This is a genomic window from Nocardia sp. NPDC052112, from assembly GCF_040680135.1.
GTDB lineage: Bacteria > Actinomycetota > Actinomycetes > Mycobacteriales > Mycobacteriaceae > Nocardia.
In genome coordinates this window covers 45,627-72,350 of record NZ_JBFAWD010000029.1, presented here as the reverse complement: position 1 = coordinate 72,350, position 26,724 = coordinate 45,627, and the positions used below count along the sequence as shown (strand labels likewise).

Sequence of the window (26,724 nt, the reverse complement as noted above, 5' to 3'; positions counted from 1 at the left end):
TATTCGGTTTCGTTTCGTCGACCGAAAACCACCCCTGGCGTTCAATCGTGTGCCGCCGCAGCACGGTCGTCGGCAGGCTCGGGGGTGATCTCCGCGAGTCGATTCGCGGAAATCTCCACCGCGCCTTCGGAATCGACTACGGTCGGGTGGATGCCGACCGCGAGGACCCTGGCCGAAGCACAGATCTACCTGGGCCTGCTCGCGGCAGCCGATGAGACCACGGTGGCGAGCCCACCCCAGATCGAGCCGATCGAAGGCGAGCACGCATGGACCGTGCACTCGACGGTCGGTGACGTCGAGATCCCGTACGACTCCGAGGCGGCGTGCCGGAATCTCGGCGTGCGGTTCGGTCTCGGCGTCTCCCCGCTGGTCGACGCCGCGCAGTGGATCATGGTCGCGAACACCTTCGCCCGCCGTGCACTCGCGGCGGACATGGCCTACCAGGGCAGACCTGAGCAGGATCGCAAAGCCGTGGAGTTGAACTGGCAGTTCGCCGCCGATGCGATCGAGGAGGCGATCAAATTCCTGCCCGATCACGCGGACCGCTTACCTCCCTCGGCATTCTGGTCCGAGCAGGGCGAACAGCTACAGCGTGCCGAGCCCGAACGGATCACGCGCCATCAGCTCTTCGACGATCTGGAGTACTACACCGGCACGCTCGCGGACTTCCGCGCACTCTACGGCGAGTCCCCCTGAGGGCTCATTCGCGGGCCAGTGCGGCACGATCCTCGACGAGTCGGCGAGTGATATCGGCGAGTCGATTCGCGGGAATCTCCACCGCGCCTTCGGAATTGATGACGACTACAGTCGGGTAGATGCCACGGGACAGATCCGGTCCGCCGGTGGCGGTGTCGTCCTCGGCGGCGTCGAAGAGTGATTCGACGGTGATCCGAAGTGCCCGGTCCTCGTCGATGCCACGACTGTAGGTTTTCTTCAGCGAGGACTTCGCGAACAGCGAACCGGAACCGACCGCGGTGTAGCCGAAGCGCTCCTCGCTGCGACCGCCGACGACATCGTAGGAGAAGATCCGTCCGACCTTCTCTGGATCGGTGGCACTCAGGTCATAGCCGACCAGCACCGGGACCACCGCCATATCCTGTAGTGCGGCAGGCAGATTGTCGCGCACCATCTTCGAGAGCTTATTGGCCTTGCCCTCGAAGGTCAGCCCGACACCCTCGATCTTCTCGTAGTGTTCGAGCTCGACCGCGAACAATCGGATCATCTCGATGGCCATGCCGACGGTGCCCGCGAAACCCGCCGCCGAGTAGGTATCGGTGATGAACACCTTCTCCATATCCCGGCTGGCCAGCAGATTTCCCATGGTGCCGCGCCGGTCACCGGCGAGTAGCACGCCGCCGCGGTAGGCGACGGCCACGATGGTGGTGCCGTGCGGCGCGATGTCCTTGTGCACCGTGGCATTGCCGAAATCGCTGCCTGGCAGGAGTTCCGGGGCATATCGGCGCAGGTTCTCGGAGAAGGAAGACGTCGCGAACTCCATGACTCCCACCGTAACGACTTCCCACCCTGGGCGTCAGCGCCCCGAAATAGGTGGTCCTACTTCGCGGGCAGCTCGATGTGACCGCCGAATGCCTTGCGCATGGCCGAGAGCATTTTGTCCGCATACAGCGCTTCGCCGCGTGAGGAGAACCGCCCGAACAGCGCCGCCGCGAGCACCGGCGCGGGGACACCGGTATCGATCGCGGCATCCAGGGTCCAGCGGCCCTCGCCGGAGTCCGATACCCGGCCGTCGAAGGATTGCAGGGTCGGGTCGGCATAGAGCTCGCTCGCGGTGAGGTCCAGCAACCACGAGGCGACCACCGAACCGCGCCGCCACACCTCGGTCACCTCGGGCACGTCGATGTCGTATCGATACCACTCGGGATGTTCGAGCGGGGTCTGCTCGGCGGAGGCCACAGCATCGTGCGTCGCGCCGATACCGGCCTTGTGCAGGATGTTCAGCCCCTCGGCATAGGCGGCCATCGCGCCGTATTCGATGCCGTTGTGCACCATCTTCACGAAATGGCCCGCACCGGCGGGTCCGCAGTGCAGATAGCCCTGTTCGGCGGGCGACGGCTCGCCCGTGCGGCCCGGCGTCCGCTCGGCCGCCTCGACTCCGGGTGCGATGGATTTCAGCAGCGGATCCAGATGCGCCACGGGCTCGGTCTCGCCGCCGATCATCAGACAGAAGCCGCGGTCCAGTCCGAATACCCCACCCGAGGTGCCGATATCCACATAGTGGATGCCCTTGGGCCGCAGCGCGGCGGCCCGCGCGATGTCGTCGTGGTAGCGGCTGTTGCCGCCGTCGATGATGATGTCGCCGGGCTCGAGCAGCGCGGCGACCTGGTCGATCACCTGTCCGGTCACCGCGGCCGGGATCATCACCCAGACCACCCGCGGGGTCTCCAGCCGGGACACGAAGTCCGGTAGCTCGGTGGAGCCCTGGAAACCGTCGCTGCCCAGTTCCGTGGTGAGGGCGCCGATCATTTTGGGTTTGCGTTCGTAGCCGACGGCGGTATGTCCGTCTTTGACGATCCGGCGCACGATATTGCTGCCCATTCGGCCTAGGCCGATCATTCCCAGCTGCATTCCATCCATCTCCTCGTCGCATGTGGAGCCCTGGTGGGAATAGTTCAGCTCGATTGTCCCGCGCCGGTGTAACGCGCGGTGCGCCGGAGCGATAAACGGGTTGGCTCCGCGTAGTTGCCAGACCCCCGACCCGGCAACTACGCGGGGCCCTTCCATGTGTGACGCGGTCCGTTGCGCGGGATTTGCTGATGGACCGTGCTGTGCTGACGATGTCGGTGTCGACCGTTATCGTTGGCGGTGCTCGCACCGTGCGAGCTCCTTACAATCGAGCGGGAGGACGGTTCGTGACGAGCGAATCGAGTACCGGGCAGCACGGCCGACACGAAGGCGGCCAGGTCGGACTACGACAGCTGCTCGACTCGGCTCGATCCGCCACACCGCAGCAGCCACTGCCCCCGCGCACGGTCGCACAGCAGGTGCCGGGCACGGATCAACCGCCGCAGCCAGGGGCGCCCCAGGACGCCGCGCAACATCGGTCGGCGGACATACCGCAGCAGACCCGGTCCGGGTATCAGTCATCGGCGTGGGTGGGGGATTCCACGCCCACCGAGCCGCTGCGGACAAATCAGCCGCCCAAAACGACCGAGCCCATCGGGCGTCGGCCACGGCGTCGTGTGCCCGAACGGCCGTCCAGACCGAGCGGGCTGAGATCGCCCATCGCCAAACGTATCGGCATCGGCGTCGGCGCACTGATAACGCTGTGTGGGCTGGCTTACGTTGCGGACCTTGTACTTTCGTCGGGGCATGTCCCGCGCGGCGTCGTCGTGGCCGGTATCGATATCGGCGGCAAGGACACCGCGGCCGCGGTGTCCGAACTGCGCAGTGCGGTGGATCCGCGTGTCGACCAGGAACTGCCACTGCAAATCGGTGACGTGCAGACCAGGCTCACCCCGAAAACCGCTGGCCTTGCGGCGGATTGGGATGCCACCTTGGCCCGCGTCGGCGGCCAACCGCTCAATCCGATCACCCGGCTGACTTCGCTGTTCGTCACGCATACCGTGCCGGTCGCGAGCACCGTCGATGACAACGCACTGGATGCCCAGCTCACCGCCCTACGCGTGCACGACCGCGCGACGGTCGAGGGCACCATCGCCTTCGACGGCGCCCGCGCGGTCGCCGTGCCGCCGGTACCCGGCCGCATCCTCGATGTTCCGGCCGCGCGCACCGCGCTCATCGAAAACTGGTATCTCGGTGCGCTGCTCGATCTTCCGGAGACCGCCGCGCCCATCGCCGTGCGCGCCGAGGCGGTCGAGCAGGCCCTGCACACCATCGCCGAACCGGCGGTGAGCGCGCCGATCGTCTTCGCGGGCAAGAACGATGCGGCGGGCAAACTGGAGCCGGAGCAGATCGCGTCCATCATGTCCTTCGCCCCCGACGGCCAGGGCGGTCTCGCCGCGACCTTCAAACAGGATGTCGCACTCGGGATGCTCGGTCCGCAACTCGCACCCTCGGAGGTCGAGGCCAAGGATGCGACGTTCGCCGTGACCGGGTCGACCCCGACGGTGGTGCCGGCCGTGATCGGCGACAAGATCAATTGGGCAAAGACGTTGGAGCAGTTGCCGAATCTCATCGTCGCCCCGCAGCAGCGCACCGCACCGGCCATCTACGAAAAGGTCGATCCCAAGCTCACCACCGAGGCTGCCAATGCACTCGGTGTCACCGAGGTGATGGGGCAGTTCACCACCAGCGGCTTCAGCGGGCCGTCCGGGGTGAATATCCGGGTGGTCGCCAAGAAGGTGAACGGCGCCATCGTCAAGCCGGGAGAAACCTTCTCGCTCAACGATTTCACCGGTCCGCGCGGCACGGCCGAGGGGTATGTCGAATCCGGCATCATCGACCACGGTCGCCCGAGCACCGCGGTCGGTGGTGGCATCAGCCAGTTCGCCACCACCCTCTACAACGCCGCCTATTTCGCGGGTATGGAGGATGCCGGTCACACCGAGCACAGCTACTACATTTCCCGCTATCCGGCGGCGCGCGAGGCCACCGTCTTCGATGGCGCCATCGACCTCAAATTCCGCAATAACGGCCAATCCGGTGTCTATATCGAAACATCGACCACGGACTCCGACGTCACGGTCCGCCTCTGGGGCACCAAGACGGTGAACGTCGAATCCATCACCGGCGAGAAGACCAAGCCCACCGAGCCCACCGAGATCAAACTCCCGAAGGGCAAGGACTGCATCGCCACCGAAGGTGCACCGGGCTTCACGATCTCGGATACGCGAGTCATCACCGACCGCAAAACCGGCCGCCCGATCTCGCGCACCACGCGGACGGTGAAGTACGACCCGGTGCCGGTCGTGAAATGCGAGTAGACAACTCCTACAACGGAGTTCGCATCAGCAGCACGTTGTACTGGTTCCATACCGACAGCAAGAAGTACAGGTCACTGCCGGTCTGATACGGGAAGATCATCGGCGCGTAGGCACTCGGCAGCGCGGGACCGTCGACGAGCACCTCCGGCTCGCTCCACGGTCCCTCCGGCGCCGATGCGGTGCGCAGCACCACCGCATTCCGGGAATCCGTTGTGAGCATGATGAATTTGCCGAGATGCTCATTCCACATGACCGACAGCTCGCTGACATCCCCCACGATCGGTGTGGCGTCCTTGGCTTCGGGCTTCCACTCCTTGCCGTCCCAGTACTCGTAGCGATCGAGATCGGCGATATCGGATTCCATTGCCCGCGAGACGAATCCGGGATTCAGCCGGCCGGCCGGGGTGCCGTAGCGGTAGATGTAACCGGCATCCTTCAGGAAGGCGTTCTGCTGAAAGTTCTGATGTCCGTCCACGTTCGCGCGCCGGGTCGTGGTCAGTGGGGTCCAGGTCTGCCCGCCGTCAGCGGAGGCGGCGAGGGTGGAGAAGTTGGTGGACCACTTGCCGTGCTCACCCCATTCACGCACCGACATCAGGCTCATGTACTGCACGCCGCCGACCGAAATGCCCGCTGTCGGAATGAGACTGATCTCGATACCCGGAATCTTCGGGCTGGGCAGCGGATTGGTCACGGCGCCTTCGAAGGAGATCCCCTGCGACGGATCCTTGGTCGAACTGTGGAAAAGCACCTGGCTGTTCCAGGCGAAGACGCTGCCGATGAGCAGATTGGGGAAGCCAAGGCCCGCGCTGTCGCCGAAGGCGGTGATCATCCGGCCGTTGCCGTCGTCCCACATGACGCCGAGGTCGGTGCCGAGCACGTTGACGTTCTGGGTGCGATTTGGGCTGTCCATACCGGTCATCTGGAAGACCGCCTGGGTCCGTCCGGGTAAGTGCGGCAGGCCGCGTGGCTGTCCGTTGATGCCGGGAATGGGGTTGATGCCCGGGATGGGGATCACGAGATTCGGATCGGCGGCGGCCGGTCCGGCCAGCGCGACCGAGAATGCGGCGGCGAGTACACCGGCTCTGGTGAGTGCGGACAGCGATCGATTCATCCGGACGATCCCTTCTAGCGCGCGGTCTGCCCGGTCATTGTGCCCGGTTTCGTGATCTCTGTCCGGCTCCTGCGCGGTAGCGGCCGATCGCATGTGACCATCGCTACACTGAGTGGTACCAGTAGATGGGGCTTCGGCAGGGGCTGGCCTGTCACCACAGGCGAGGCGCACACCGGTCATTCGATACAACACCGTTGGCGATGGCTTAATCGTCGCTCGAAATGGCAAAGCTGTTCGGTACATCCGGCAGGATTTCGTGAACGCTAGGCGGTGGCTCCATGGGTGACAGTCGCGCGATACTTCGTAGTTGGTGGCGCGATCCGGCGCACTATGGCTGGTTCGTGCGTACACTCGAATCCCATTCCGGACTGCGCCTGATCAAGGCGATCATCGGTGCAGGCGGTGCGTTGATGTTCGTGATCAATATGTTGATCTGGATGTCGCCCGCTGGTCCTACCGGCACGGTGGGCCGTACCATCTTCGCCGCGGCCGGTGCGACGGCCGCGGTCTGGACGATCCGCTGGTGGCTGTTCCCGTGGCCCCGCGCCATGACTTCGGTGACCATGTTGACCTGGGCGGATCTCGCGATCACGGCATCGTGCCTGGTGGACAGCGATCGCGTGTACGGCGCATTGAGCGCGATGCTGCTGGTGGTCACCGGCTCCTACATCACGTTCTTCCACAGTCCGAAGGCGCTGGCCGCGCACGCCGGATGGTCGTTGCTCACGGTGGGTGTACTGGCCGTATTGCTGGTAGCCGATGCGGAGAGCAATGATCTCGCGCTGGCCGGTGCGATGGTCTTGATCATGGTGGCGGCCATCGTCGTCGTGCTGCCGGCGTTGCAATTCTGCTATTGGGTGCTGCGCATCGATGTGCTCTCCGACCCGTTGACCCTGCTGCTGAATCGTCGCGGGCTCGATTACTACCTGCACCGTCCCCGATACCAGCAACATATGTGTGTCATCGCCCTCGACCTCGACAGCTTCAAGACGGTCAACGACACCTTCGGCCACACCATCGGTGACGAGGTGCTGGTCTCGACGGCCGAGCGGTTGCGCGCCGCGGCCGATCCCGATGCCCTGGTCGCCCGCACGGGCGGAGAGGAATTCGCCGTCGTAGATCAATTGGATCGCGCGGCCGCGCTCGGCCTGGGCGAGCGATTGCGTCGCGCTGTGGCGGAGTCGCCCGGCATACCCGTCACCGTCACGGTCAGTGTGGGGGTCGCGGTGTGCGACGGCGGCACGGACGCCGGACGACCGCAGTTGCTGCTGCGCTGTGCCGATAACGCGATGTATCGGGCGAAACGGCTGGGCGGCAATACCGTTGTGCTGGCCGAGGATCCGGAACAACCGATGATCCAGCTGGCCGAGCCCACCCGAGAGATGGTGCGGCGCACCGAATAACAACAGCGGCCCCGGAAAATCCGAGGCCGCTGCTGCGAAATCAATTGGATCAGAACGCCGCTTCGTCCAGTTCCATGATGTCGTTGTCCAGGTTGGACAGGATGGCGCGGGTCGCGGTCAGCTCGGGCAGCACGTTGCGTGCGAAGAACTGTGCGACGCCGACCTTGCCCTGGTAGAACGCCTGGTCGGTACCGGTCGCGCCATTGTCGAGGGCCTTGATGGCGACGTCGGCCTGGCGCAGCAGCTGCCAGCCGATGAGCAGGTCACCGACGGCGAGCAGGAAGCGCACCGAACCCAGGCCGACCTTGTACAGCTCGGTCGGCTGCTCCTGGGCGCCCATCAGGTGCCCGGTCAGCGTGGCGGCCATGGCCTGCACATCCTCGAGCGCGGTGGCCAGCAGCTTGCGCTCGGCCTTCAGACGGCCGTTGCCCGCCTCCGACTCGATGAACTTCTGCACCTGCCCGGCCACATGGGCCAGCGCGACGCCGCGGTCACGGGCGATCTTGCGGAAGAAGAAGTCCTGCGCCTGGATCGCGGTGGTGCCCTCGTAGAGCGAGTCGATCTTCGCGTCGCGGATGTACTGCTCGATCGGGTAGTCCTGCAGGAAGCCCGAGCCACCGAAGGTCTGCAGCGATTCGGTCAGGTACTGGTAGGCCCGCTCGGAACCGACACCCTTGACGATCGGCAGCAGCAGATCGTTGACCCGGAAGGCCACATCCGCATCGGCACCGGAGACCAGCTCGGCGATATCCGAATCCTGGTGCGCCGCGGTGTAGAGGTAGATGGCGCGCAGGCCCTCGGCATAGGCCTTCTGCATGGCCAGGCTGCGGCGCACATCCGGGTGGTGGGTGATGGTGACGCGCGGGGCGGCCTTATCGGTCATCTGGGTCAGGTCCGCACCCTGGACGCGCTGCTTGGCGTAGTCCAGTGCGTTCAGGTAACCGGTCGACAGGGTCGCGATGGCCTTGGTGCCCACCATCATGCGCGCGTTCTCGATCACATCGAACATCTGCGCGATGCCGTTGTGCACCTCACCGACCAGCCAGCCCTTGGCAGGCACGCCGTGTCCGCCGAAGGTGACCTCACAGGTGGCCGAGACCTTGATGCCCATCTTGTGCTCGACATTGGTGACGAAGACACCGTTGCGGTCGCCCATGGTCTGGGTCTCGAAGTCGAAGTGCCACTTCGGCACATAGAACAGCGACAGGCCCTTGGTACCAGGACCGGCGCCCTCCGGGCGGGCCAGCACCAGGTGCATGATGTTCTCGAACAGGTCGTCGGAGTCACCCGAGGTGATGAAGCGCTTGACGCCCTCGATGTGCCAGGAGCCGTCCTCCTGCTTGATCGCCTTGGTGCGGCCGGCGCCGACATCCGAACCGGCATCCGGCTCGGTCAGCACCATGGTGGCGCCCCAGTTGCGATCGGCGATGATCTGCGCCCACTTCTTCTGCTCATCGGTGCCGTTGTTGTAGAACACCTGCGCGAAACCCGCACCGGCGGCGTACATCTGCGCGGGCGGGTTGGCGCCGAGGATCATCTCGCCCAGCGCCCAGGAGACGGCGCTCGGGGCACCCAGGCCGCCCAGTTCCTCGCGGACGGCGACCTTGGCCCAGCCCGCGTCTTCCAGCGCGCGGTAGGACTTCTTGAACGATTCGGGGAGAGTGACCGTGTGGGTCTCGGGATCGAAGGTCGGCGGGTTGCGATCACCGTCGACGAACGAATCGGCCAGCGGACCCTCGGCCAGGCGGCGCACCTCGTTGAGCATCTCCTTGACGGTTTCGGTGTCGAGATCGCCGTAGGCGTCGCTGTCGAGGATGGTGCCGAGGCCGAGTACCTCGAAGAGGTTGAACTCCAGGTCGCGGACGTTGCTCTTGTAGTGACCCATGGTCTGTTACTCACTCTCCGTTGAGTTGGTGCGGTCGGTTGGGTTGCCGTTCCCGCCCGTTGTTCGTCCACCGGGTAGCCTCGCCGGCGTCCGTGCTCGAAAGGATCAGCCGGTTGCTACTCGCGGGTAACTTATCTGCCATATTACCGGTCGGTAATGGGGTCGCAAAGACCCGCGCGGGCAATGTGACGCGGAAAACACTCGAGGGCGTTGCCGTTTGCCTACGGCTCGCGTAGTAGACGATCGAGTCGGGTTTGCCGATGCTTTACCGTCCGGCCGCGGCGCTGCGGGTGGCTGGGCGTCTTCGGATAGCTGGGGACTACCGTGGAAATGTGCGAATCGAGACGAGTGCCGGGCCCGCGGAGATCGAGCTCGACAAGCCGCGTAAGGCGGCGTTCCTCCTGCTGCTCACGCACGGATCCGGTGGCGGTGTGGATGCGAAAGACCTGCTCGCCGTGCGCGATTGCGCCTACGAACTGGGTGGCGCGGTCGCGCGGGTGGTGCAGCCGTATCGAGTCGCCGGACGACGTGCGCCCGGTTCCGCGGTCAAGCAGGACGAGGCCTGGCTCGAGGTCGTCGCCGACCTGCGTAGGCGGGTCGAGAAGGTCCCGCTTATCCAGGGTGGCCGCAGCAATGGCGCTCGAGTCGCCTGCCGCACCGCCATTGCCGCCGACGCGCGCGGCGTACTCGCGCTCTCGTTCCCGCTGCATCCACCGGGTAAGCCGCAGAACACGCGTCGCGAGGAACTGCTCGCCCCCGGTGATATCGAAGTCGTCGTGATCAACGGCGCGAACGATCCGTTCGGCATCCCCGACCCCACCGACGCCGCCGAAGTGCGCGTAATCCCTGGTCAGCCGCACTCCTTCCGCTCGGGGTTCGAACTCATCACCGACACCGTCACCCCGTGGTTGCGGCGCTGGTCCGCGTAGCGCAGGGCCATCGGACGGTGGTTCGGCAGGTTCGGGGCCGGGCCGGGCCGGACTGCCTCAGCTGGACGCGGGTTCGACGGCGGGCGGGTTTGGTGCGGGTTTTGTCGCGATGACCAGGGCGTCGATGGCGTCGCGCTCCTCGGTGGGGCGGTAGACGCGGTCGGCGATGCGGATCCGGATGCGGTCCGGATCGTCACCGAGGTCGGCGATGATGTCGTCGGGAGTGAACAGGACCGAGGGGTCCTTCGGGCCGCCGAAGCCTTCGGTGAGATTGGCGGTGTCGTGGCCGAGGATCAGCAGGGTGCCCTCGGGGGCCAGGAGATCGGCGAGGCGGCGAACCAGCGGACGGCGTTGTTCGGTGGGCAGCTGCAGGAAGACCATCAGCACCAGTTCGTACGGGCCGGTTATGCCTGCTGCGTCCAGATCGGTGACATCGGCGCACTGCCAACTGATCCGGCTGCGGACCGAGCGGGACAGCCGGGTTGCGATGGTGCGGCCCTTGTCAATGCCCACCTGTGAATAGTCGACGGCATGTACCTGCCAGCCGTGGGTGGCCAGCCACAATGCGTTGCGACCTTCGCCGCAGGCGAGATCGAGGGCACGCGGCAGGGCGGGCGGATCGCTGTCCGGGGTGTCCGGCAGCAGCGGGGCGATCCGCTCCAGCCCGTAGACGTGTTCCACCACGGTGCTGTTCGGCGGCGCGCCCCAGATCAGTTCGCTCTGCGCATACCGCGTGTCCCAATCGGTCGCGTCCATATGCGCGAGTGTATTTGTCCCGTGTACCTCGCAGTCGTCGCGCATCGGTGCTGGAGTATGGGTCTGGTCGCAATCGCCTTGCACCGTTGGGGGCAGAAGTCTGCTCGTGACTGTGTTGGGCTCGTCGTGTGGCGTGAGTCTGCTCGCAACCATCACTCACCCAGACGGGCGCGAAAACCATCGCCACCTCACGCGATCGCCGCGGCAGGCCCGCGCGCCAAGCACTCGATTACGGCAGCCAGTGCACCGGCGAGGTCTCGCGGATGTGGACGAGTATGTCGAAAGCGCCCACGAGGGATCGCACCGTGGTGTGGGCGGTAGCGTCCTCGGCCGGATCGTAGATGCCGCTGATCGTGCGCAGCTTCGCCGGCCCCTGCAGCCACTGCCGTACCGATTCCGGTGCGTCGCTGTGCAAATCGACGTAGAAGGCCCGCAGTTGTACGGCGCCGAGCGTCGCGTCGACCAGGTCCGGCAGCGGCTCCGGTGCCACCGCCATACCGAGATTCCCGTGATGGAAGCCGATGGCCACCGAGATGTACTGCGCATCGAACTTTTCGCGCAAATAGCTGCCGGTACCGCGGAATTCGGAGGTCTCCGCCGGACCGTCACCGAGGCTGAGGGCTGCGGTATGGGCGATGCCGTCCCAATACACGATCTTCGCGCCGGTATCGCGCTGCCATTCGATGACCCGGTCCGCGGCGGGTCGCTCGTCGCGCGCGAAACCACCTTGTCCGGCGACGCTGTTCTCGTGGAATGCGACGATGAGTCGCAGATGTGTCAGTGCACTTTCGAATTCTGTTGTCGACGGGAGCTTTTCGAATAAAGCCAACGCCTCGCGTGCGTCCTCTGCGAACGGGCGGCCGGGGTGAATTCCCTGATGCCGCTGCACATGTTCATCCACTTGATGTGCGGTGCGGATCGGGATGAGGTGGGATTCGATGGCGGCCAACCGATCCGGTGCCTGTTGCCGGACATAATCGAGCACGAAGTCGTAATCCGAGGGTTCCGCACGCGGCGGCTCGACGCCGAAAATTCGCACGGGATCGTTCGGATGCACGGTATTGAATTCGCGAATCCACCGAAGTGCCGCCGCCATTTCTCTGGTCCGGGTCGGCCGCCACGCATCGGCGAGCGCTGATTCGGGATCGCCCGTCCCGGTACGCGCATAGACATCGAGCCGCTCACCGGAACGCGCACTGTCCTGGACAGCGAGCGCGCGGAATCCGTATTCCACGACAAGCCTTCGGAATATCCGCTCACGCAATCCGAAGGTCTGCCGGGAGAATCGGGTCGACTCACCCAGGCCGACCACGGTTGCCGACCCGAGGCGCTGGGTCAGTGCCGCGAGATCCGAACCGGTGCTATTCGAATCCGTGTCGAAAACCGGCCGGGCCCGCGCGCGTAGCCATTCGCGCAAATCCGAAGTGCCGGTGTCTGGTTCGCTGGGTGCGAATGTGATGCCCATGGTCTCTCCCGAAGCTCTACGACTCGACGCGACCCAGCTTCATACCTGAAGTGCCATTGAGGTCAAGTCGGTGGAACGTGAGGACATGGCGGTAGGGAATGCCACGGCCATGTGCCGTTGCACAGGACTAGAGGGTGGTACGCATCAGGACGACGTTGTACTGGCTGTGCACGGTGGTGAGAAAGTACAGGTCGCGCCCGGTCTGGTACGGGAAGATCGACGGGGCGTACGCGGATGGGAGCTCGCGGGTATCGATCAACACCTCGGGATCGCTCCACGGACCCGCGGGCGATGCGGCCCGCCGCATGACCACCGAATTGAACGGATCGGTGGTGAGCGAGATGAACTGGCCGAGATACTCGTTGTACATCACCGACATCTCGCCGACGCCCCACATGATCGGCGCCGCGGCATTGACGTCGCCCTTCTTGCTCCAGTGCTCGCCGTCCCAGTACTCGTACTCGCCCAGATTGGCGATATCGCCTTCCCGTACCCGCCCGACGTACGCGGCCTGATTGCGCCCGGACCTGGTGCCGTATTCGTAGACGTAACCGCCGTTCTTGACGAAGGCGTTCATCTGGAAGTTGGCGTTACCGCCCTCATTCGGGCGCCGGGTCTCGGGTAGCTCGCCCCAGGTCTCACCGTTATCGCCGGAGGCGGCGAGTCCGGAGAAATTCGTGGTCCACCGGCCGATATCGTCCCAGCTCTGTACCGACATCAGGCTCATGTACTGAACACCGCCGACCGAAATGCCCGCGGTGGGGATCCGGCTGATCTCCACGAATGGAATCTTCGGGCTCGGAATCAGATCGCGGGCCTGACCGAAGATATCGCGCACGACACTGTCGAAGTAGATCCCGCTGGATGGATCGGTGGTGTGGCTGCGCACGAGAATGTTGCTGCGCCATGCCCAGGTGCTGCCCGCGAGCAGATTCGGCAGGCCGAATCCGGCGGTATCGCCGAATGCGGTGAGCATCTCGCCGTCGCCGTTATCCCACATGATGCCCAGATCGGTGCCGAGCACGTTATAGGCCTGGGTGTTGTTGGGGCTGGCCATGCCGGTCACCTGGAATATCGCCCTGGTTCGGCCGACCAGATTGGGTAATCCATTGCTGCCGTTCAACACCGGGATCGGGTTGATCGCATTGGGGTTTGCCGTGGCTGGCGTAGTCGCTGCGAGGAGCAAGGCCGATGCTCCTGCCAGTGCCGAGAGCAAAGCGGACGCGGTCTTGTTCAAAGTCTCTAAGCCCTCCGGTTCTGGCCGAAGCGGCACAATACGCAGGCCCCCCACCCGTGTGTCGTGTCACATTTCGGCTGGCTGGCAAATCGTTCAAGATGCTAACAGCGAAACCGGAGAAATTGGTGGCTTGCGTGATTCGTCTGGAGAATTGTAAGCGGCACGCTACCCGAATTGTGATCAGCGACGACGAGATATGGCCTGCCGCAGGATCAATGGCAGCTGGGTGGCCCGTTCGATGGCGAAGGTGCGGCGGGCCGAGGCATGCCACGAGCGATCGAGGAGTCGTTTGGCCCCCGCGACGGCGTGCGGGGGGCGAAGCGCGATGCGATCGGCGAGCTTTTCCGCCGCCGCGACCGGGTCGGCGGTCATCTCGGTGACCAGGCCGATCCGCTCGGCGTAGGCGGCGTCCACGATATCGGCGGTCATGGTCAGCAGCAGCGCCTTGTCGACGCCGATCAGCCGGGACAGCGTCGCCGCGCCGGTCATATCCGGGACCAGGCCGTGTTTGACCTCCATTACCGAGAATTCGGCGTCGGGGCTGGCGAAGCGGACGTCGGCGGCCAGTGCGATCTGCAGTCCGCCGCCGTAGCAGTGGCCGTGGACCGCCGCGATCACCGGCACCGAGAGCCGACGCCAGGCCCAGCAGGCCTCCTGGAAGGCATTGGTGCCGCGCCAGGGCAGTGGGACGAAGCCGCGGATGGCGGCGAGCGGATCGCTGCTCGCCCCCGCGATATCGAGGCCGCTGCTGAAACTCGGACCGTTGCCGGACAGGATTACCGCGCGGACCCCCTCGTGGCCTGCGACGGTGTGCGCCGTGGTGACGAGATCGCGCAGCATCTCGATGGTCAGGCCGTTGTGCTTATCCGGCCGGTCCAGCGTGACGTAGGCGCGGTCGTCGACGAACCGCAGCGCGATATTCGAGCCCATGCCCAGGATCTTACCCGTGAGTCAGTTCGTGGGCCATTGCCCGAACGTCCGCACTTTGCTCTAATCGAACGCAAGTTACCGTCAATCTTGACGGTAAAGAGTGGAGGAACCATGCTGCCAGCCGGATTGGACCCGCGCACGCCGGTACTCGTCGGCGTCGGCCAGATCGTGCACCGCACCGGCGAGCCCGGACGGCCCGGACCGGTCGAACTCGCCACCGAATCGCTGCGCCGCGCGGGTGCCGACAGCGGCACTGGGGATCGGCTACTGCGCTCGGCCGATCTGATCGCGGCCGTGGCCCCGGTCAGCGGGCCGTATCCGGATCTCGGTGCGTTGGTCGCGGCGGAACTGGGCGCCGCACCGAAGCGCACATTGCAGTCCGCGCGGTTCGGCGGTGACGCGCCACAGCGCCTGGTCAATACCGTTGCGCAGGCCATCGCCGACGGACGGTGCGAGGTCGCGCTGATCGTCGGTGCCGAATCGGTCGCATCCTGGAACGCGGCCACCCGCACCGGGGCCACACTCGATTGGCCCGAGCAGGGCGACGATGTGCGGCCGGCCGAGCTCATCGGCACCGAACGCGGACCCAATACCGAGATGGAGACGGCGGCGGGACTGTGGGGGCCGATCTATTTCTATGCGTTGATGGAGACCGCGCTGCGCGGACGGCTCGGTCTGAGCGAGGCCGCGCATCGCGAGCGGATCGGGGGGCTCTGGTCGCGGCTCTCGGCGGTGGCGGCTCGGAATCCGTATGCCTGGCAGCCCGCCGAACAGTCGGTCGAGGATCTGGTGACGCCGACGCGCTCGAATCGGCTGGTATCGACGCCCTATCCGAAACTGCTCGTCGCGAATCTGTCCGTGGATCAGGGTGCGGGGCTGATCCTGTGCAGTGCGGCCGCGGCGGATGCGGCGGGCGTGCCGCGGGAGCACTGGGTGTTTCCACACGGTGGGGCGAGCGCCACCGACGAGTGGTTTGTCTCCGAACGTGCGGATATGTCCAGTTCACCGGCCGTCGCCGCGACCGGACGGGCCGCATTGTCGGGCGCGGGTATCGGCATCGACGATGTCGCGCACATCGATCTGTACTCGTGCTTCCCGGTCGCGGTGCAGGTCGCGGCCGAGGCGCTCGGGCTGCCGATCGACGATCCCGCGCGGCCGCTTTCGGTCACCGGCGGACTCACCTTCGCGGGTGGACCCGGCAATAACTACGCGACCCACTCGATCGCGACGCTGGCCGGCCGGCTGCGCGATGACCCGTCGGCCTACGGTCTGGCGAGCGCACTCGGCTGGTACATCACCAAACATGCCATCGGCGTCTACTCCGCTCGCCCGCCCGCGCGACTCTTCCGTGCCGTAGCACCGGAAGTGCCGGTGGCACGCCGTGATACGGCGCCCGGCTACACCGGTGCGGCCACGGTCGAGGCCTATACCGTCGCCTATCGCAAGGGTCCCGCGCCCGACCACGCCGACGAACCCGAGGCCGTGGTGATCAGCGCGTTGACTCCGGCCGGTGCCCGCATACTGGTTCGGGCGTCAGATGCGGAAACCCTCGCGGTATTCACCGACGGCGACCCGATCGGCGCGGCGGCCGATGTGACCGCCGCAGATACGCTCACGTTGCTCACGGAAGGGACTGTCAAATGAATTCAGCGTCGCACAGCGACCCCGTGGGGGGTGCTGGCCGGGAGACGGGTGGGCCCGATTTGGTGCTGGTCGAGAAGCGCGATGCGATCACGGTATTGACCGTCAATCGTCCGGAAGCCCGCAATGCCATAAACCTGGCCACCGCACAGGCGATCGAGGCGGCCGTCGACGAATTCGACGCCGACGATGCCGCGCGCGTGCTCGTGCTCACCGGTGCGGGTGGCACCTTCAGCGCCGGAATGGATCTCGTCGCGGCCGCCAAGGGGGAGATGCCGATAACCAAGCGCGGTCCGCTGGGTATTGCCGCGAAACCGCCGGTCAAGCCGATGATTTCGGCCGTCGAGGGATTCGCGCTTGCCGGTGGTTTCGAACTCGCGCTCTCCGGTGATCTCATTGTCGCCGCGAACAATGCCCAGTTCGGTATTCCCGAGGTCAAGCGCGGTCTGGTCGCCGCGGGCGGCGGCGTATTGCGGCTGACCCAGCGGCTGCCGCGCCCCGTTGCCGCGGAGCTGGCGCTCACCGGTGCGCGGATCGATGCCGAACGGCTCTATCAGCTCGGACTGGTCAACCGGCTCACCGAACCCGGTGCGGCACTGGCCGGTGCACTGGCATTGGCGGCCGAAATCGTCGCGGCCGCACCGCTTTCGGTGGCGGCGAGTAAGCGGATCATGGATGAATCGCCGGACTGGTCCGTCGCGGAGGGTTTCGCCAAACAGGGCGAGATCGCGCTGCCCGCGCTGTTCTCCAAGGATGCCGCCGAGGGTGCGCTTGCTTTCGCACAGAAGCGCGAACCTCAGTGGCAGGGACGCTGATCCGATGCCCGAACGCGTCCGGGAGACGCAGGCGCAGCGGCGCTCGCGCATGCGTACGCGGCTTCTGGACGCGGCGGTGGAAAGTCTGGTCGAGGTCGGCTACGCGGGTACCACCACGCTCGAGGTGCAGAAGCGGGCCGGGGTGCCGCGCGGCACGCTGCAACACCACTTCCCGACCAAGGCCGATCTGCTCGCCGGTGCGGTCGGACATCTGGCCGAGCGTCGATTCGCGCAGCTGACAACGGAATTCGAGGCGATCCCGGCCGATGCCGACTGCCTCGAAACGGCGGTCGAGCTGACCATGCGCATGTTCACCGGGCCGACATTCTGGGCGGCACTGGAAATGTGGGTCGCCGCGCGCACCGATCCCGAATTGCTCACGGCTTTCCTGCCGCTGGAGCATCGACTGTTCGACCTGATGCACAACAGCATTCGCGACATCTTCCGGCACGAGTTCCCGAACGACCCCCGCGTGCCGACCATTACCGAATTCACCATCGAGATCATGACCGGTCTCGCCATGCGGGTGCTGCTCACCGGCGATCTGGACCGCAACCGAATCCTGCAGCACCGCTGGGGAAATGCGGTCCGGATCCTGCTCGGCACGGCCGATCCGGCCACGCTGACCGATCCGCGACCGGTCAGGGATGCGGGCTGATCGTATCGAGCAAGGCCTGCGCGCATCCGGCCGGATCGTCGAAGAACGGCGTGTGGCCGCTGCCGTGCAGGGTGATGTGGCGGGCATTGGGGAGCACGGTGCGTGCGCGTGCGCGCTGGGTGGCGTAGGTCAGCAGGATGTCGCGGTTGCCCCACGCGATCGTGACGGGAATATCGGCCAGTGCGCCGATCTCGTGCAGCTTCGCATCGTCGAAGGACGCGAGGGCGGGTTCGAAGCCGGGTGCGTTGGCGGCGTCGCGGGCGGTATCGATGGCTACCTGCGGATCGATCGCCCACGGCTTGCCGAAGATCAGGGTCAGGAATACCGTGCGGCCCACGGCGGTACCCAGCACGGCGGGCAACTGCCGACGCAGCGTACGCGCCAGTTGGCGGGACTTGCCCAGTGACTGCTGGCACCACACGCGGCCGGGAGTGTCCCAGAATCCGATCGGGGAGAATGCCGTCACCGAGCGGGCCAGCCCGCGCGCGCCGAGGTTGAGCGCGATGAGCCCGCCCATCGAATTGCCCCCCAGATGCGGACGCTCGATGCCCAGTTCGGTGAGAAAGTCGAGCAGTGCGTCGGTGAGGGTGTCGACGGTGGTGCGCGCGATCGGTGCCGAACCCGCGAAGCCGGGCAGATCGACGGCGATGACGTCGAAGGATTCGGCGAGCTTGTCGATGATCGGCTCCCACACCTGCCAGCGGCTGCCGACCCCGTGCACCAGAACCAGCGGTTCCCCAGCGCCGGTCCGGTGGTGGTTCAACGTCGTCATAGCTGCGACCGTAACAGCCGGGACCGGTCGTCGGACCGAGATTTCCGGCCATGCCCCGGGCCGGATTTCCGCTGGCAGTCGGCGGAAACGTGGGTACGATAAATGGTATGGCAACGCGTAAGGTCACTCTTTCGCTGGACGAGGCATCCTGGGCCTTCGCCGAACAGGCGGCGGCCCGCGCGGGGATGTCACCGTCGGCGTGGATATCGAAGGCAGCGCGTCGTGAAGCCGTGCGGACCGGTGTCGGTCCGGTACCCGATGTGACGGCCCTGGCCGCGGCGGACGAGGCGGAGCTGGCCGCCGCCGAGGAGGCGATGCGTGCGCAGGGGTGAACTGTGGATCTATCACCCACACGGTTCGCCGCGGCGCCGTACTGTCGTGCTCATCAGCAGTGATGGCATCAATGAATCATCGAGGCAGTGGCTGGTCGCCGCCGAGGTGGTCGACGAGGATCCTCAGGACATTCTGGCTGTGCCCGTCGAGCGGCACGGTTGGGTGCATGCCGGGAATATCGGTCGCATCTATCGGGGCTGGTTGGCCGAGCCCATCGATGCGATGGAGGCGGATGCGCTGGACCGGTTGGACACCGCACTGCGCGCGGCCATGGACCTGTGACCCACTTCTGGATTGGGAAGCCGATCGCTCGGCTACCGTTCGGCGTCGTACGGCATTATCGTTGCGGCGCCACCGCGGTGGCCGGATATACAGACTGAATCGAGAAGAGGAATCAGGTGCGGACCTTCCTGATCGCCGCAGCGCTCGTCGCGCTGCCGGTACTGGCGGCGTGCGGTAACGACAAGGCCGCGGACCAGCCCGCGGTAACCCAAGCGGACCTCTCCAAATCGCTACAGGACAAGGGACTCAAGGATAAGAGCCTGGCCGACTGTGCCGCCAAACTCTATGTGGACCAAGGCATTTCGCAGGAGGGCCTGCGCAAGATGATCAGTGACGAATACGACACCAAGGTTGCCGACCCCAATAACTTCGGCATGAGCCAATCCGACGCCGACAAGGCGCGCGAAGCCAATACCAAGATCTTCACCGAATGCCGCGCGAAATAGCGAGTTGATCAGCCTACATGCGCCCCGCACCCGCCGGGTTCGGGGCGCATGGCCGAGCGCCTCCGATTCGAATTGCCGATCGGCACAGGCGATGGCATCCGCATCGCGGGTCGGCCGGCCTGATCGCTGAACTGCCGCCGATCGCACCGGGGCTGCGAAATCCCTTGCATAGGAACTAACTTCGTCGAGCTGACCACCGGTCCGGCTGTGTGTTCGGTCGATCCGGCAGCGCTGCCTCCAACGGGCAAGCCCGCTCGAATGACAGAATCCGCTGGTAGTGAACGGCTTTCGCCGACACGCCGGATAAGAAAAGACCCCCGGCAAGCTGCCAGGGGCCTCGTCCGAGCCGATGACGGGAATCGAACCCGCGCTGTCTGCTTGGGAAGCAGAAGTTCTACCATTGAACTACATCGGCACTGCGCTATGCGCGTCCGCGACTCTATCAGACCTGGCCATATACCGGTCAACTTCTTCGGGCCGGACCTGGTCGGGCTTTTGTACACCGGCCGAGATCCGCTAGACCACCCGCTCGAGTGCGCGCAGGTCCGCGTCCAGCTTTCGGAACAACCAGTAGACGGCGACGAACGCGAGTCCCGAGGCCGCGCACAACCCCAGCACCGAATCGCGCACGAGCGGAAGCTCCTCGGGTTCGAGGAAGCTGAATCCGGCCAGTACCGCGACCAGCGGCACCGACGCCGTTACCGCAAGATAGGCCGTGGTTCTTCGACGCAGCGCACGAAGATCGGTGGAATCGCGCGCTGTCGTACGGCCGTGGCGCAAATAGATGGGATAGACACAGCGGACGACGTAGAACGTCGAAAGGAAGAATGTGTAGGCAACCGAGATGGTGCCCGACACCAGCACGGTCAGCGCCGCATGGACCAGCAGCCGCACCGGAAGGTCGGTTAACCAATGGACCAGCAGCACCCCCGTCACAGTTGCGAGAACCGCGGCCAGCAGGGTGTTCATCGCGCACAGGTCGCCCCAGAACAGCGTTCGCGACCGCACCTGCGCGAGCATTGCCTCGTCGTAACGTTTACCTTCGCGCAAGCCGCGCGGAACCGCGATCAGATGACGTGACATGTATGCGTAGATGGCGACGGCCAGCGGCAAGGCGCAGAGCAGGAAGACGATGACGCCGTTGTCGAGCCGCGAGTTGGTGACATCGGGCAGGCGCTCTCTGATCAGATCCTGGACATGCGCGGCCATGTAGATCGTCGCCAGGGTGACACCGAACATCGACGACAGCCACAAAATGGGGGTGGGCCATCGCGAAAGTCGTTCCCGCCAACTGTTCGGCGGCGGATAGACGAGGTCACGGGCCCTGTCCTCGAGGCATAGGTCGAACTGCTGGGCCAATTCCGAACCGCACGAGTAGCGGCCTTCGCGATCGGGCGACAGACATTTCAACAGCACTCGGCACAGCGCCATGGGGCAGTCCGGCGGCAGATCAGACAGGAAGGTCGGATCGATGGGTCTGCGCCGCAGTTCGAGCATGCGGGCCAGTGATGTCTCCGATTCGCCCGCGCATGCTTCGTCCGCGAATGGACGCCGTCCGGTGAGCAACTCCCACAGCATGACCGCCAGCGCGAAAATATCGCTTCGGGTGTCGAGGTCGGCGGCGGTCGCCGACAAATCCGGATGGCAGGCTTCGAGCTGCTCGGGCGACATGTACGCCAGTGATCCGCCGAAGTACGCCAGGGGATTCGTGCCCTTGATGCGAGTGCTGAAGCTGACGTTGAAGTCGGCCAACTTCGGAATCCCCTCGGCGCTCAGCAGCACGTTCGCGGGTTTGATGTCTCGATGCAGCACCCCGCGTTCGGAGGCATGCTCGAGTGCGTCCGCGAGTCGGCGGCCCAGCCAGGCGACGGTCTCCGGCCACGTCAATGCGGCGGTCCGGGTTCGAATCGCCGATTCGGTGGGCCGGACCTCGCCCTTATCGGCAAGTACCTTGTCGACGGCATCCAGCAAGAGTTGCCCACTGCGTCGTGCCGCGGGCGTCGAGCGCTGTAAGCGCAGCACGTCGAGCAGCGTGCCGCCGGGTAGGTACTGCATATAGAGCAGCTTCAGGTCGCCATCGGCGATGAATCGCTGGTCGTAGATGCGCACGATATATTCGTGGTCCAGTTGGGCGAGGGTCTGGGGCTCGTTGCCGTGGTTGTGCGAGATCTTGACCGCGACCAGTCGCTGCATCGACTGTTGCCGAGCGAGGTACACCTGGGCGAAGGCGCCCGACCCGATCCGCATCAGGAGGTCGAAATCGTCGATATGGTCGCCGACACCGATGGCGTCGAGTGCGATTTGGGCACTTGGCCGTGCGATCATCGTGCTTTGGTAGTCACTGGTTTCCCGCGTGTGCCCGGGGTGCGCCGCCGTGGCGACGTCGGCGGCCATGGTGGCCGCCTCGGTTGCCGGCGAACTGCGGCGCCGAGCGTGGAATTCCTCGTAGACCAGTTCCGGCGGCAGCGGACCATCGCGCAGCTCGCCGAATTCCGCGCGGTAATCGACAAGTCGTTTGGGGAAGTGGTAGCGAAGCCAACGGTATTCGAGGTCGATCTTGATCAGTTCGATCAGTATCGTGCGCCGCTCGGCCGGTGACCGGGGCAGGTACGCCGACAGGTCGGGTGGCGACCCGGACGCCCAAGCCTTGGAAAACCGGGCAACAACAGCGGCCAGCGCGGTTCGGGTTCGTTCAGCTGTATCGACCGAATCGATCTGCTCGAACATCGGCAGCTCCGAGATCAGCCTCGGGCGATCACACGGTAGTGGCGGCCTCTCAGTCGCTCCACACTATCTCCCTTCCACCAACCTCCCTGCTCAAGCGTATCGCTCCGATGCCGAACGGTTGGGTGGTTGCCGTCGCGACCGGTCCGCATGCGGCGGCGTAGGGCCGGTTTCGGGCAGGCGCTACGCTCGTCGCCGTGCTGCTTTCCGATCGTGACATCCGTGCGGAGATCGCCGCTGGGCGTCTCGGCGTCGAGCCGCTCCTGGAAGACCTGATCCAGCCGTCGAGTATCGATGTCCGGTTGGATCGGCTGTTCCGGGTATTCGACAACACCCGCTACACCCATATCGATCCAGCGCAACGTCAGGATGAGCTGACCAGCCTGGTCGAGCCCGACGAGGGTGAGCCGTTCGTGCTGCATCCCGGTGAATTCGCACTCGGCTCCACGCTCGAGGTATGCACGTTGCCGGACGATCTGGCCGGTCGGCTCGAGGGCAAGTCGAGCCTGGGTCGGCTGGGTCTGCTCACCCATTCGACGGCGGGGTTCATCGACCCTGGCTTCAGTGGACATATCACGCTGGAACTGTCGAATGTCGCGAATCTGCCGATCACCCTGTGGCCGGGTATGAAGATCGGTCAGCTGTGCCTATTGCGCCTGACCAGCCCGGCCGAGAACCCCTATGGCAGCGCCACCACGGGATCGAAGTATCAGGGCCAGCGCGGACCGACCCCCTCCAGGTCCTACCTCAACTTCCCGCTGTCCACCTAGAAGTGCTGACGAGACCTGGCCGGAATCCACAACAGCGCCAGCACGATCACCGATATCGTCCAGCCCACCAGCAATGCCGCGTGCGCGCCGCCGGTGGGGAACAGGACCCAGACCACGAACCGACCGATGAACTGGCCGCCGAGCAGTAGTGAAATGGTGATCCGCGCCCAGTTCCGCCCGCGCAGTACCGGCAGTACGAGCAGGGCGTAGACCGGACCGCTGATCAGGTGGAATACCGTGCCGATATGCCACTCGAACGGCGGCCACAGCAGCACGATGATGTGATCGATCGCATGGATGCCGATCCCGAGGGCGGCGATTCGCACGGCTGTCGGTATCCCGGACATGGCCGCGACGCTACGGCGCGAACGGAGCTCCGTATTGGACAAAAGGGCCACGGACCAGTGGCCGCTCAGCGTGAATCCGCAAGGCGGAGTAGCCGTCCCGGCGTCGTGCCGGCGAAGCGCAGGAACTCCCGGTTCATATGGGACTGGTCGTAGTACCCGAATTCCTGGGCAAGAGCGCCGATCTCGACCGCCGAGCCGGCGGTCAATGCCGCCAGCGCTCCCGAAAACCGCAGCAGCGCCCCGTATGTCTTCGGCGACAACCCGACTTGCTCGGCGAAAACCCGGCGGAAATGCCGTCGACTCCAACCGCATTCGGTGGCCAGCTCGGGAATGGTCAAGCCGCCATCGGATCGGCGCAGCTGTCGCACCACGCCCGCGATCATCGGATCGATCGCAGCATCAGCCGATCGCTCCCGCAGATACCCGGCAACCAGCTCGAATCGCTCCGACCAGCAAGGACTTTCGGCCAGCCGCTCGGTGAACCGACCAACCGACCGTCCGAAGAACTCGGCCAAATCCACTGCGATATTGCGTATTTCATCGAGTGGAACCCCCAAAAGCCGCCGTGCCGCCAACGGTTCCAATTGCAGTTGCACGCTGCGCATTCGGCCGAAGTGTTCGGCCGACCCGGCCCGATCGTGCAATCCGATCACCAATCCGGTCGGATCCATCGCGCGCCCAGCGAACGTACCCTCCAGCGCGAAGACGATCTTCACCGTACCGCCCGGAATCTTGCGCCTGCGTATGGGTTTCGGCTCCAGCACATCGAAACCGAAGCATCGGATCACGTCGAGTCCGGGTAGGGCGGGGCCGTGGACGATGTGCCGGGCGTCGACCTGATAGGTCCCACGCAATTCCAGTGCCCTTTCACTGCCCATTCGCCCAGGCTAGAACGCGCGGAACCGGCTCGGAACACCCACCGGGTCCGCCCCTGTCGACTGCCGGTAGAGGGGCGGACCCGGTAGGCCCGGCGCCGGAGCGGCGGCGGGGACCGACGACGCATTCAGTCCCCGCCGCCCGCCCCCACCGCGAGTGCCGTCGTGATGACGACGGATAACGGTGGGAGCGTGTCGCCGCGACTCGGTGGATCGACCCAGAAGCACCCTTCCCGGGTCCACCGTCCGAGCCCGGTCGGCAACATCACGGCACTGCCGATGGCCGGTATGCCTATATCGAGACGGTTCAGCACCTCCAATACCTGCGCGCCTGGTCGGCTGTCCGGTTCGGCGAGGAAGCTCCACCGGATCTGCCTGGCCAGCATGGGGCCCCTCGTCCCCTGCTGTTCCAGTGCGACCCTGACCTTTTCGGCCCGAGTCGTCGGCAAATGGACAACACAGACCCGGCCGGTGATGGGCAGCATCACGAATCCGCCGCGTTCGGTGACCGGCAATCCGAACTCGTGCCGGTAATAGGCCACCCAATCGTCGACTGTTCTGAGTTTCTCCACATTCACGGCCAACTCCTTGCCTCCTCGTGTCCAAGGGTCCTGTCCCGGATGGCGTTTCGGGAATCGCCCACCCGCCCGCATTCCACTGCCCTTCCGCTGCCTCTGATAGCGGAAAGCTTTTGCGTATGGCCGCAGTCACATTCCACTCGTACTCTGGGAAGAAGTTCGTTCGGAAGGGATGACATCGTGGTCCGGCAGTGGTCAGGTAGGGAGGCCCGTGCCCTCCGCGATGCCAGGCGGATGAGTATCCGGGAGTTCGCGGCGCATCTGGGAGTGCACGAGCGGCTCGTATCGAAGTGGGAGGCCGGCGGTGCTCGGGTGCACCCACGTCCGATCAACCAAGCCGCCCTCGATACCTCCCTGGCCAGGTCCGACGAAGTTGTGCGGGCACGGTTCGCGGCCATGCTCGATCAGCCCGTATTCGATCGACCGGCCGTGCCCGAATTCGACAGGCGGGCCGAGTCCTCGGCCCGCGCCAATTATTCGAGTGACGCGGACCTTTTGGCTCTCATAGACGCCGGTGCGATGAGAGGTGATGCGTTAGCGGCGATTTCGGAGAGGGATCTGATCATGGCGGCTGCCCACGAGGCGAGCGAGCACGCCGGCCAGGCCGAGAGCACCAATGTGGGTGCCACCACCTTGGAACAGCTCGATGCTGATGTCACGCGCATCGCGAACGAATATGTACACGTCCCACCGGTACCGATGATGGTGGAGATGCTGCGAGTGCGACGCCGGGTGTACCGGCTGTTGGAGGGGCACCAGCGCCCCGCCGATACCAGCCACCTGTATCTGCTCGCCGGCACGCTGTCGGGTTTGCTCGCCAATGCGAGCACCGACCTCGGCTATCTCGATGCCGCGGGCGAGCAGATCAGAGCGGCCTGGGCCTATTCGGAATTGTGTGGCCACAACGGGTTGCGCGCCTGGACCCGCGGTATGCACGCGCTGATCGAATACTGGTCCGATCGGCCGCGCCGGGGCGTGCTGCTGGCGCAGAGTGGACAGGAGTTCGCCGAATCGGCCACGGCCAAGGTTCGACTATTGAATATCGAGGCCAGAATCTGGTCCCGGTTGGGCAGTGACGCCGATGCCGATCGCTGCATTCGGGCCGCCGACGATGCCCGCGAGGCGGCCGACACCGACTCGCTACACGACGAGGTCGGCGGCGTCTTCGGCTTCAACGAGGCCAAGGCCCATTACTACGCGGGCGCGACCTATATCCATCTCGGCCAGGCAGAGCCCGCCTTGGTCGCGACGCAACAGGCCATCGAGTTGTACGCGAACGGCCCGTCCGAGCGGCGTTCCTACGGCACCGAGGCCATGGCCAGGGTGGACAGCGCCGCGGCGCATCTGATCAACGGCAGCCTGGACGGTGCGGCCGCCTCCTTGGTTCCGGTGCTCGGTCTCGCCGAGGACAAGCGCATCGCGCAACTGGAGGAACGGCTCATCGGGTTGCGGCGGCGGATCGCCGGACCGGAATTCCGCGACGCCGTCGAGGCGCGGGTCCTCGACGAGAAGATCGAAGAGTTCTGCGGATCCACCGCGGCCAAGGGCATCCCGCCTGGCAACTCGTCGTCTTGATTCGGCGGAGCGCACTGGATCGACCCGCGGCGACAAGCACTGTCGACCACCACGGAGCGAGTCTTACAAGCCGCCCGTCTCCGGTCCGAGGCATCGAAGCGCATGCGCCGCATGTGCGAATCTGAATGCGCGCATCGGCTGCCGAACGCCCCACCCTCCCCGACCACCACGGAGCGAGTCTTTCGAGCGACCCGTTCGCGGCCCGTCTCGCGTCCGAGTCGTCGAAGCGCATGCGACGAAGTCGCGAGTCTCGACGGCTCGGACGCGAGACTGAAGGGGGCCGCGAAC

At 65.4% G+C, this 26,724-nt stretch carries 25 protein-coding genes and 1 tRNA gene; 12 read left to right on the top strand and 14 right to left on the bottom strand.

Features of this window, described 5'->3' with window-relative positions:
* The first annotated feature begins 150 nt into the window (after positions 1–150).
* Positions 151–696 (top strand): hypothetical protein, encoded by a 546-nt coding sequence (locus AB0L58_RS36675; protein WP_364394652.1) that lies wholly within the window; start codon positions 151–153, stop codon positions 694–696.
* Positions 697–700: 4 nt separating this feature from the next.
* Here the strand turns inward: AB0L58_RS36675 and prcB are convergent, their stop codons facing one another.
* Both prcB and gnd read right to left on the bottom strand, forming a co-directional pair.
* Positions 701–1,498 (bottom strand): proteasome subunit beta, encoded by a 798-nt coding sequence (prcB, locus tag AB0L58_RS36670; protein ID WP_364394650.1) that lies wholly within the window; start codon positions 1,496–1,498, stop codon positions 701–703.
* A 56-nt stretch (positions 1,499–1,554) separates the two neighbouring features.
* Entirely contained in the window at positions 1,555–2,586 is a 1,032-nt protein-coding gene (gnd, locus tag AB0L58_RS36665; RefSeq protein WP_364394648.1) for a phosphogluconate dehydrogenase (NAD(+)-dependent, decarboxylating), read from the bottom strand.
* Positions 2,587–2,870: 284 nt separating this feature from the next.
* On the opposite strand from gnd, the gene AB0L58_RS36660 reads away from it, so the two are divergent.
* Entirely contained in the window at positions 2,871–4,904 is a 2,034-nt protein-coding gene (locus AB0L58_RS36660; protein WP_364394646.1) for a VanW family protein, read from the top strand.
* A gap of 7 nt (positions 4,905–4,911) precedes the next feature.
* Here the strand turns inward: AB0L58_RS36660 and AB0L58_RS36655 are convergent, their stop codons facing one another.
* Complete coding sequence (locus AB0L58_RS36655) at positions 4,912–6,015, bottom strand: DUF4185 domain-containing protein (protein ID WP_364394644.1); 1,104 nt, start codon at positions 6,013–6,015, stop codon at positions 4,912–4,914.
* A 278-nt stretch (positions 6,016–6,293) separates the two neighbouring features.
* Here AB0L58_RS36655 and AB0L58_RS36650 point away from each other — a divergent pair, with 278 nt between their 5' ends.
* Positions 6,294–7,418, top strand: a complete 1,125-nt coding sequence (locus AB0L58_RS36650; protein WP_364394642.1) for a GGDEF domain-containing protein — start codon at positions 6,294–6,296, stop codon at positions 7,416–7,418.
* Between the two features lie 49 nt (positions 7,419–7,467).
* On the opposite strand, the gene AB0L58_RS36645 is transcribed toward AB0L58_RS36650, so the two are convergent.
* Positions 7,468–9,303 carry an acyl-CoA dehydrogenase gene (locus AB0L58_RS36645; protein ID WP_364394640.1) on the bottom strand — a complete coding sequence of 612 codons (1,836 nt, stop codon included), beginning with the start codon at positions 9,301–9,303 and terminating at the stop codon, positions 7,468–7,470.
* A gap of 332 nt (positions 9,304–9,635) precedes the next feature.
* Here AB0L58_RS36645 and AB0L58_RS36640 point away from each other — a divergent pair, with 332 nt between their 5' ends.
* A complete protein-coding gene (locus AB0L58_RS36640) occupies positions 9,636–10,232 on the top strand; it encodes an alpha/beta family hydrolase (RefSeq protein WP_364394638.1) in 597 nt (198 codons plus the stop codon).
* Positions 10,233–10,289: 57 nt separating this feature from the next.
* Here AB0L58_RS36640 and AB0L58_RS36635 read toward each other — a convergent pair whose 3' ends face one another.
* The 4 genes from AB0L58_RS36635 to AB0L58_RS36620 all read right to left on the bottom strand — a co-directional run bounded on the left by AB0L58_RS36635 (position 10,290) and on the right by AB0L58_RS36620 (position 14,620).
* Positions 10,290–10,988, bottom strand: coding sequence for a class I SAM-dependent methyltransferase (locus tag AB0L58_RS36635; protein ID WP_364394636.1), 699 nt, complete (start codon positions 10,986–10,988; stop codon positions 10,290–10,292).
* 229 nt (positions 10,989–11,217) lie between these two features.
* Complete coding sequence (locus AB0L58_RS36630; RefSeq protein WP_364394634.1) at positions 11,218–12,453, bottom strand: erythromycin esterase family protein; 1,236 nt, start codon at positions 12,451–12,453, stop codon at positions 11,218–11,220.
* A gap of 127 nt (positions 12,454–12,580) precedes the next feature.
* Positions 12,581–13,690: a DUF4185 domain-containing protein gene (locus tag AB0L58_RS36625; protein ID WP_364394632.1), complete on the bottom strand. Its 1,110-nt coding sequence runs from the start codon at positions 13,688–13,690 to the stop codon at positions 12,581–12,583.
* A 180-nt stretch (positions 13,691–13,870) separates the two neighbouring features.
* Entirely contained in the window at positions 13,871–14,620 is a 750-nt protein-coding gene (locus AB0L58_RS36620; RefSeq protein ID WP_364394630.1) for a crotonase/enoyl-CoA hydratase family protein, read from the bottom strand.
* A 111-nt stretch (positions 14,621–14,731) separates the two neighbouring features.
* On the opposite strand from AB0L58_RS36620, the gene AB0L58_RS36615 reads away from it, so the two are divergent.
* The 3 genes from AB0L58_RS36615 to AB0L58_RS36605 are packed head-to-tail and all read left to right on the top strand — an operon-like array spanning position 14,732 to position 17,734.
* Complete coding sequence (locus AB0L58_RS36615; RefSeq protein ID WP_364394628.1) at positions 14,732–16,264, top strand: acetyl-CoA acetyltransferase; 1,533 nt, start codon at positions 14,732–14,734, stop codon at positions 16,262–16,264.
* Entirely contained in the window at positions 16,261–17,076 is an 816-nt protein-coding gene (locus AB0L58_RS36610; RefSeq protein ID WP_364394626.1) for a crotonase/enoyl-CoA hydratase family protein, read from the top strand. Before AB0L58_RS36615 ends, AB0L58_RS36610 begins: the two co-directional genes overlap by 4 nt.
* A gap of 4 nt (positions 17,077–17,080) precedes the next feature.
* Positions 17,081–17,734, top strand: a complete 654-nt coding sequence (locus AB0L58_RS36605; protein ID WP_364394624.1) for a TetR/AcrR family transcriptional regulator — start codon at positions 17,081–17,083, stop codon at positions 17,732–17,734.
* Here the strand turns inward: AB0L58_RS36605 and AB0L58_RS36600 are convergent.
* Positions 17,718–18,506, bottom strand: a complete 789-nt coding sequence (locus tag AB0L58_RS36600) for an alpha/beta hydrolase (protein ID WP_364394622.1) — start codon at positions 18,504–18,506, stop codon at positions 17,718–17,720. The two genes, AB0L58_RS36605 and AB0L58_RS36600, sit on opposite strands and share 17 nt — an antisense overlap.
* A gap of 107 nt (positions 18,507–18,613) precedes the next feature.
* On the opposite strand from AB0L58_RS36600, the gene AB0L58_RS36595 reads away from it, so the two are divergent.
* From AB0L58_RS36595 to AB0L58_RS36585, 3 genes are all read left to right on the top strand, one after another.
* The gene (locus tag AB0L58_RS36595; RefSeq protein WP_357475788.1) at positions 18,614–18,838 is read left to right on the top strand and encodes a hypothetical protein; all 225 of its coding nucleotides are present in this window, start codon (positions 18,614–18,616) and stop codon (positions 18,836–18,838) included.
* Positions 18,825–19,121 (top strand): hypothetical protein, encoded by a 297-nt coding sequence (locus AB0L58_RS36590; RefSeq protein ID WP_364394620.1) that lies wholly within the window; start codon positions 18,825–18,827, stop codon positions 19,119–19,121. The genes AB0L58_RS36595 and AB0L58_RS36590 overlap by 14 nt, the downstream gene beginning before the upstream one ends.
* A gap of 116 nt (positions 19,122–19,237) precedes the next feature.
* The gene (locus AB0L58_RS36585; RefSeq protein ID WP_364394618.1) at positions 19,238–19,567 is read left to right on the top strand and encodes a hypothetical protein; all 330 of its coding nucleotides are present in this window, start codon (positions 19,238–19,240) and stop codon (positions 19,565–19,567) included.
* 344 nt (positions 19,568–19,911) lie between these two features.
* Here AB0L58_RS36585 and AB0L58_RS36580 read toward each other — a convergent pair.
* Together AB0L58_RS36580 and AB0L58_RS36575 are read right to left on the bottom strand one after the other, a co-directional pair.
* Positions 19,912–19,982 (bottom strand) — tRNA-Gly (locus AB0L58_RS36580).
* Positions 19,983–20,083: 101 nt separating this feature from the next.
* A complete protein-coding gene (locus tag AB0L58_RS36575) occupies positions 20,084–22,294 on the bottom strand; it encodes a serine/threonine-protein kinase (protein ID WP_364394616.1) in 2,211 nt (736 codons plus the stop codon).
* A 194-nt stretch (positions 22,295–22,488) separates the two neighbouring features.
* Here AB0L58_RS36575 and dcd point away from each other — a divergent pair, with 194 nt between their 5' ends.
* Positions 22,489–23,061 (top strand): dCTP deaminase, encoded by a 573-nt coding sequence (gene dcd / locus AB0L58_RS36570; protein ID WP_364394614.1) that lies wholly within the window; start codon positions 22,489–22,491, stop codon positions 23,059–23,061.
* On the opposite strand, the gene AB0L58_RS36565 is transcribed toward dcd, so the two are convergent.
* The 3 genes from AB0L58_RS36565 to AB0L58_RS36555 form a co-directional block, all read right to left on the bottom strand.
* Positions 23,058–23,408, bottom strand: a complete 351-nt coding sequence (locus AB0L58_RS36565; protein WP_364394612.1) for a hypothetical protein — start codon at positions 23,406–23,408, stop codon at positions 23,058–23,060. The two genes, dcd and AB0L58_RS36565, sit on opposite strands and share 4 nt — an antisense overlap.
* A gap of 65 nt (positions 23,409–23,473) precedes the next feature.
* Positions 23,474–24,286, bottom strand: coding sequence for a helix-turn-helix domain-containing protein (locus AB0L58_RS36560; protein ID WP_364394610.1), 813 nt, complete (start codon positions 24,284–24,286; stop codon positions 23,474–23,476).
* Between the two features lie 125 nt (positions 24,287–24,411).
* Positions 24,412–24,861, bottom strand: coding sequence for a hypothetical protein (locus AB0L58_RS36555; protein WP_364394608.1), 450 nt, complete (start codon positions 24,859–24,861; stop codon positions 24,412–24,414).
* A 234-nt stretch (positions 24,862–25,095) separates the two neighbouring features.
* Here AB0L58_RS36555 and AB0L58_RS36550 point away from each other — a divergent pair, with 234 nt between their 5' ends.
* Positions 25,096–26,436 (top strand): XRE family transcriptional regulator, encoded by a 1,341-nt coding sequence (locus AB0L58_RS36550; protein WP_364394606.1) that lies wholly within the window; start codon positions 25,096–25,098, stop codon positions 26,434–26,436.
* Positions 26,437–26,724: the final 288 nt, after the last annotated feature.

What these genes read in the sequence shown, in the direction of transcription:
- AB0L58_RS36600 (WP_364394622.1), bottom strand. Translation starts at nt 18,506, where the DNA reads ATGACGACGTTGAACCACCACCGGACCGGCGCTGGGGAACCGCTGGTT.
- AB0L58_RS36565 (WP_364394612.1), bottom strand. Translation starts at nt 23,408, where the DNA reads ATGTCCGGGATACCGACAGCCGTGCGAATCGCCGCCCTCGGGATCGGC.
- AB0L58_RS36605 (WP_364394624.1), top strand. Translation starts at nt 17,081, where the DNA reads ATGCCCGAACGCGTCCGGGAGACGCAGGCGCAGCGGCGCTCGCGCATG.
- prcB (WP_364394650.1), bottom strand. Translation starts at nt 1,498, where the DNA reads ATGGAGTTCGCGACGTCTTCCTTCTCCGAGAACCTGCGCCGATATGCC.
- gnd (WP_364394648.1), bottom strand. Translation starts at nt 2,586, where the DNA reads ATGCAGCTGGGAATGATCGGCCTAGGCCGAATGGGCAGCAATATCGTG.
- AB0L58_RS36645 (WP_364394640.1), bottom strand. Translation starts at nt 9,303, where the DNA reads ATGGGTCACTACAAGAGCAACGTCCGCGACCTGGAGTTCAACCTCTTC.
- AB0L58_RS36650 (WP_364394642.1), top strand. Translation starts at nt 6,294, where the DNA reads ATGGGTGACAGTCGCGCGATACTTCGTAGTTGGTGGCGCGATCCGGCG.
- AB0L58_RS36630 (WP_364394634.1), bottom strand. Translation starts at nt 12,453, where the DNA reads ATGGGCATCACATTCGCACCCAGCGAACCAGACACCGGCACTTCGGAT.
- AB0L58_RS36610 (WP_364394626.1), top strand. Translation starts at nt 16,261, where the DNA reads ATGAATTCAGCGTCGCACAGCGACCCCGTGGGGGGTGCTGGCCGGGAG.
- AB0L58_RS36655 (WP_364394644.1), bottom strand. Translation starts at nt 6,015, where the DNA reads ATGAATCGATCGCTGTCCGCACTCACCAGAGCCGGTGTACTCGCCGCC.
- AB0L58_RS36635 (WP_364394636.1), bottom strand. Translation starts at nt 10,988, where the DNA reads ATGGACGCGACCGATTGGGACACGCGGTATGCGCAGAGCGAACTGATC.
- AB0L58_RS36595 (WP_357475788.1), top strand. Translation starts at nt 18,614, where the DNA reads ATGGCAACGCGTAAGGTCACTCTTTCGCTGGACGAGGCATCCTGGGCC.
- AB0L58_RS36675 (WP_364394652.1), top strand. Translation starts at nt 151, where the DNA reads ATGCCGACCGCGAGGACCCTGGCCGAAGCACAGATCTACCTGGGCCTG.
- AB0L58_RS36550 (WP_364394606.1), top strand. Translation starts at nt 25,096, where the DNA reads ATGAGTATCCGGGAGTTCGCGGCGCATCTGGGAGTGCACGAGCGGCTC.
- AB0L58_RS36575 (WP_364394616.1), bottom strand. Translation starts at nt 22,294, where the DNA reads ATGTTCGAGCAGATCGATTCGGTCGATACAGCTGAACGAACCCGAACC.
- AB0L58_RS36620 (WP_364394630.1), bottom strand. Translation starts at nt 14,620, where the DNA reads ATGGGCTCGAATATCGCGCTGCGGTTCGTCGACGACCGCGCCTACGTC.
- AB0L58_RS36560 (WP_364394610.1), bottom strand. Translation starts at nt 24,286, where the DNA reads ATGGGCAGTGAAAGGGCACTGGAATTGCGTGGGACCTATCAGGTCGAC.
- AB0L58_RS36615 (WP_364394628.1), top strand. Translation starts at nt 14,732, where the DNA reads ATGCTGCCAGCCGGATTGGACCCGCGCACGCCGGTACTCGTCGGCGTC.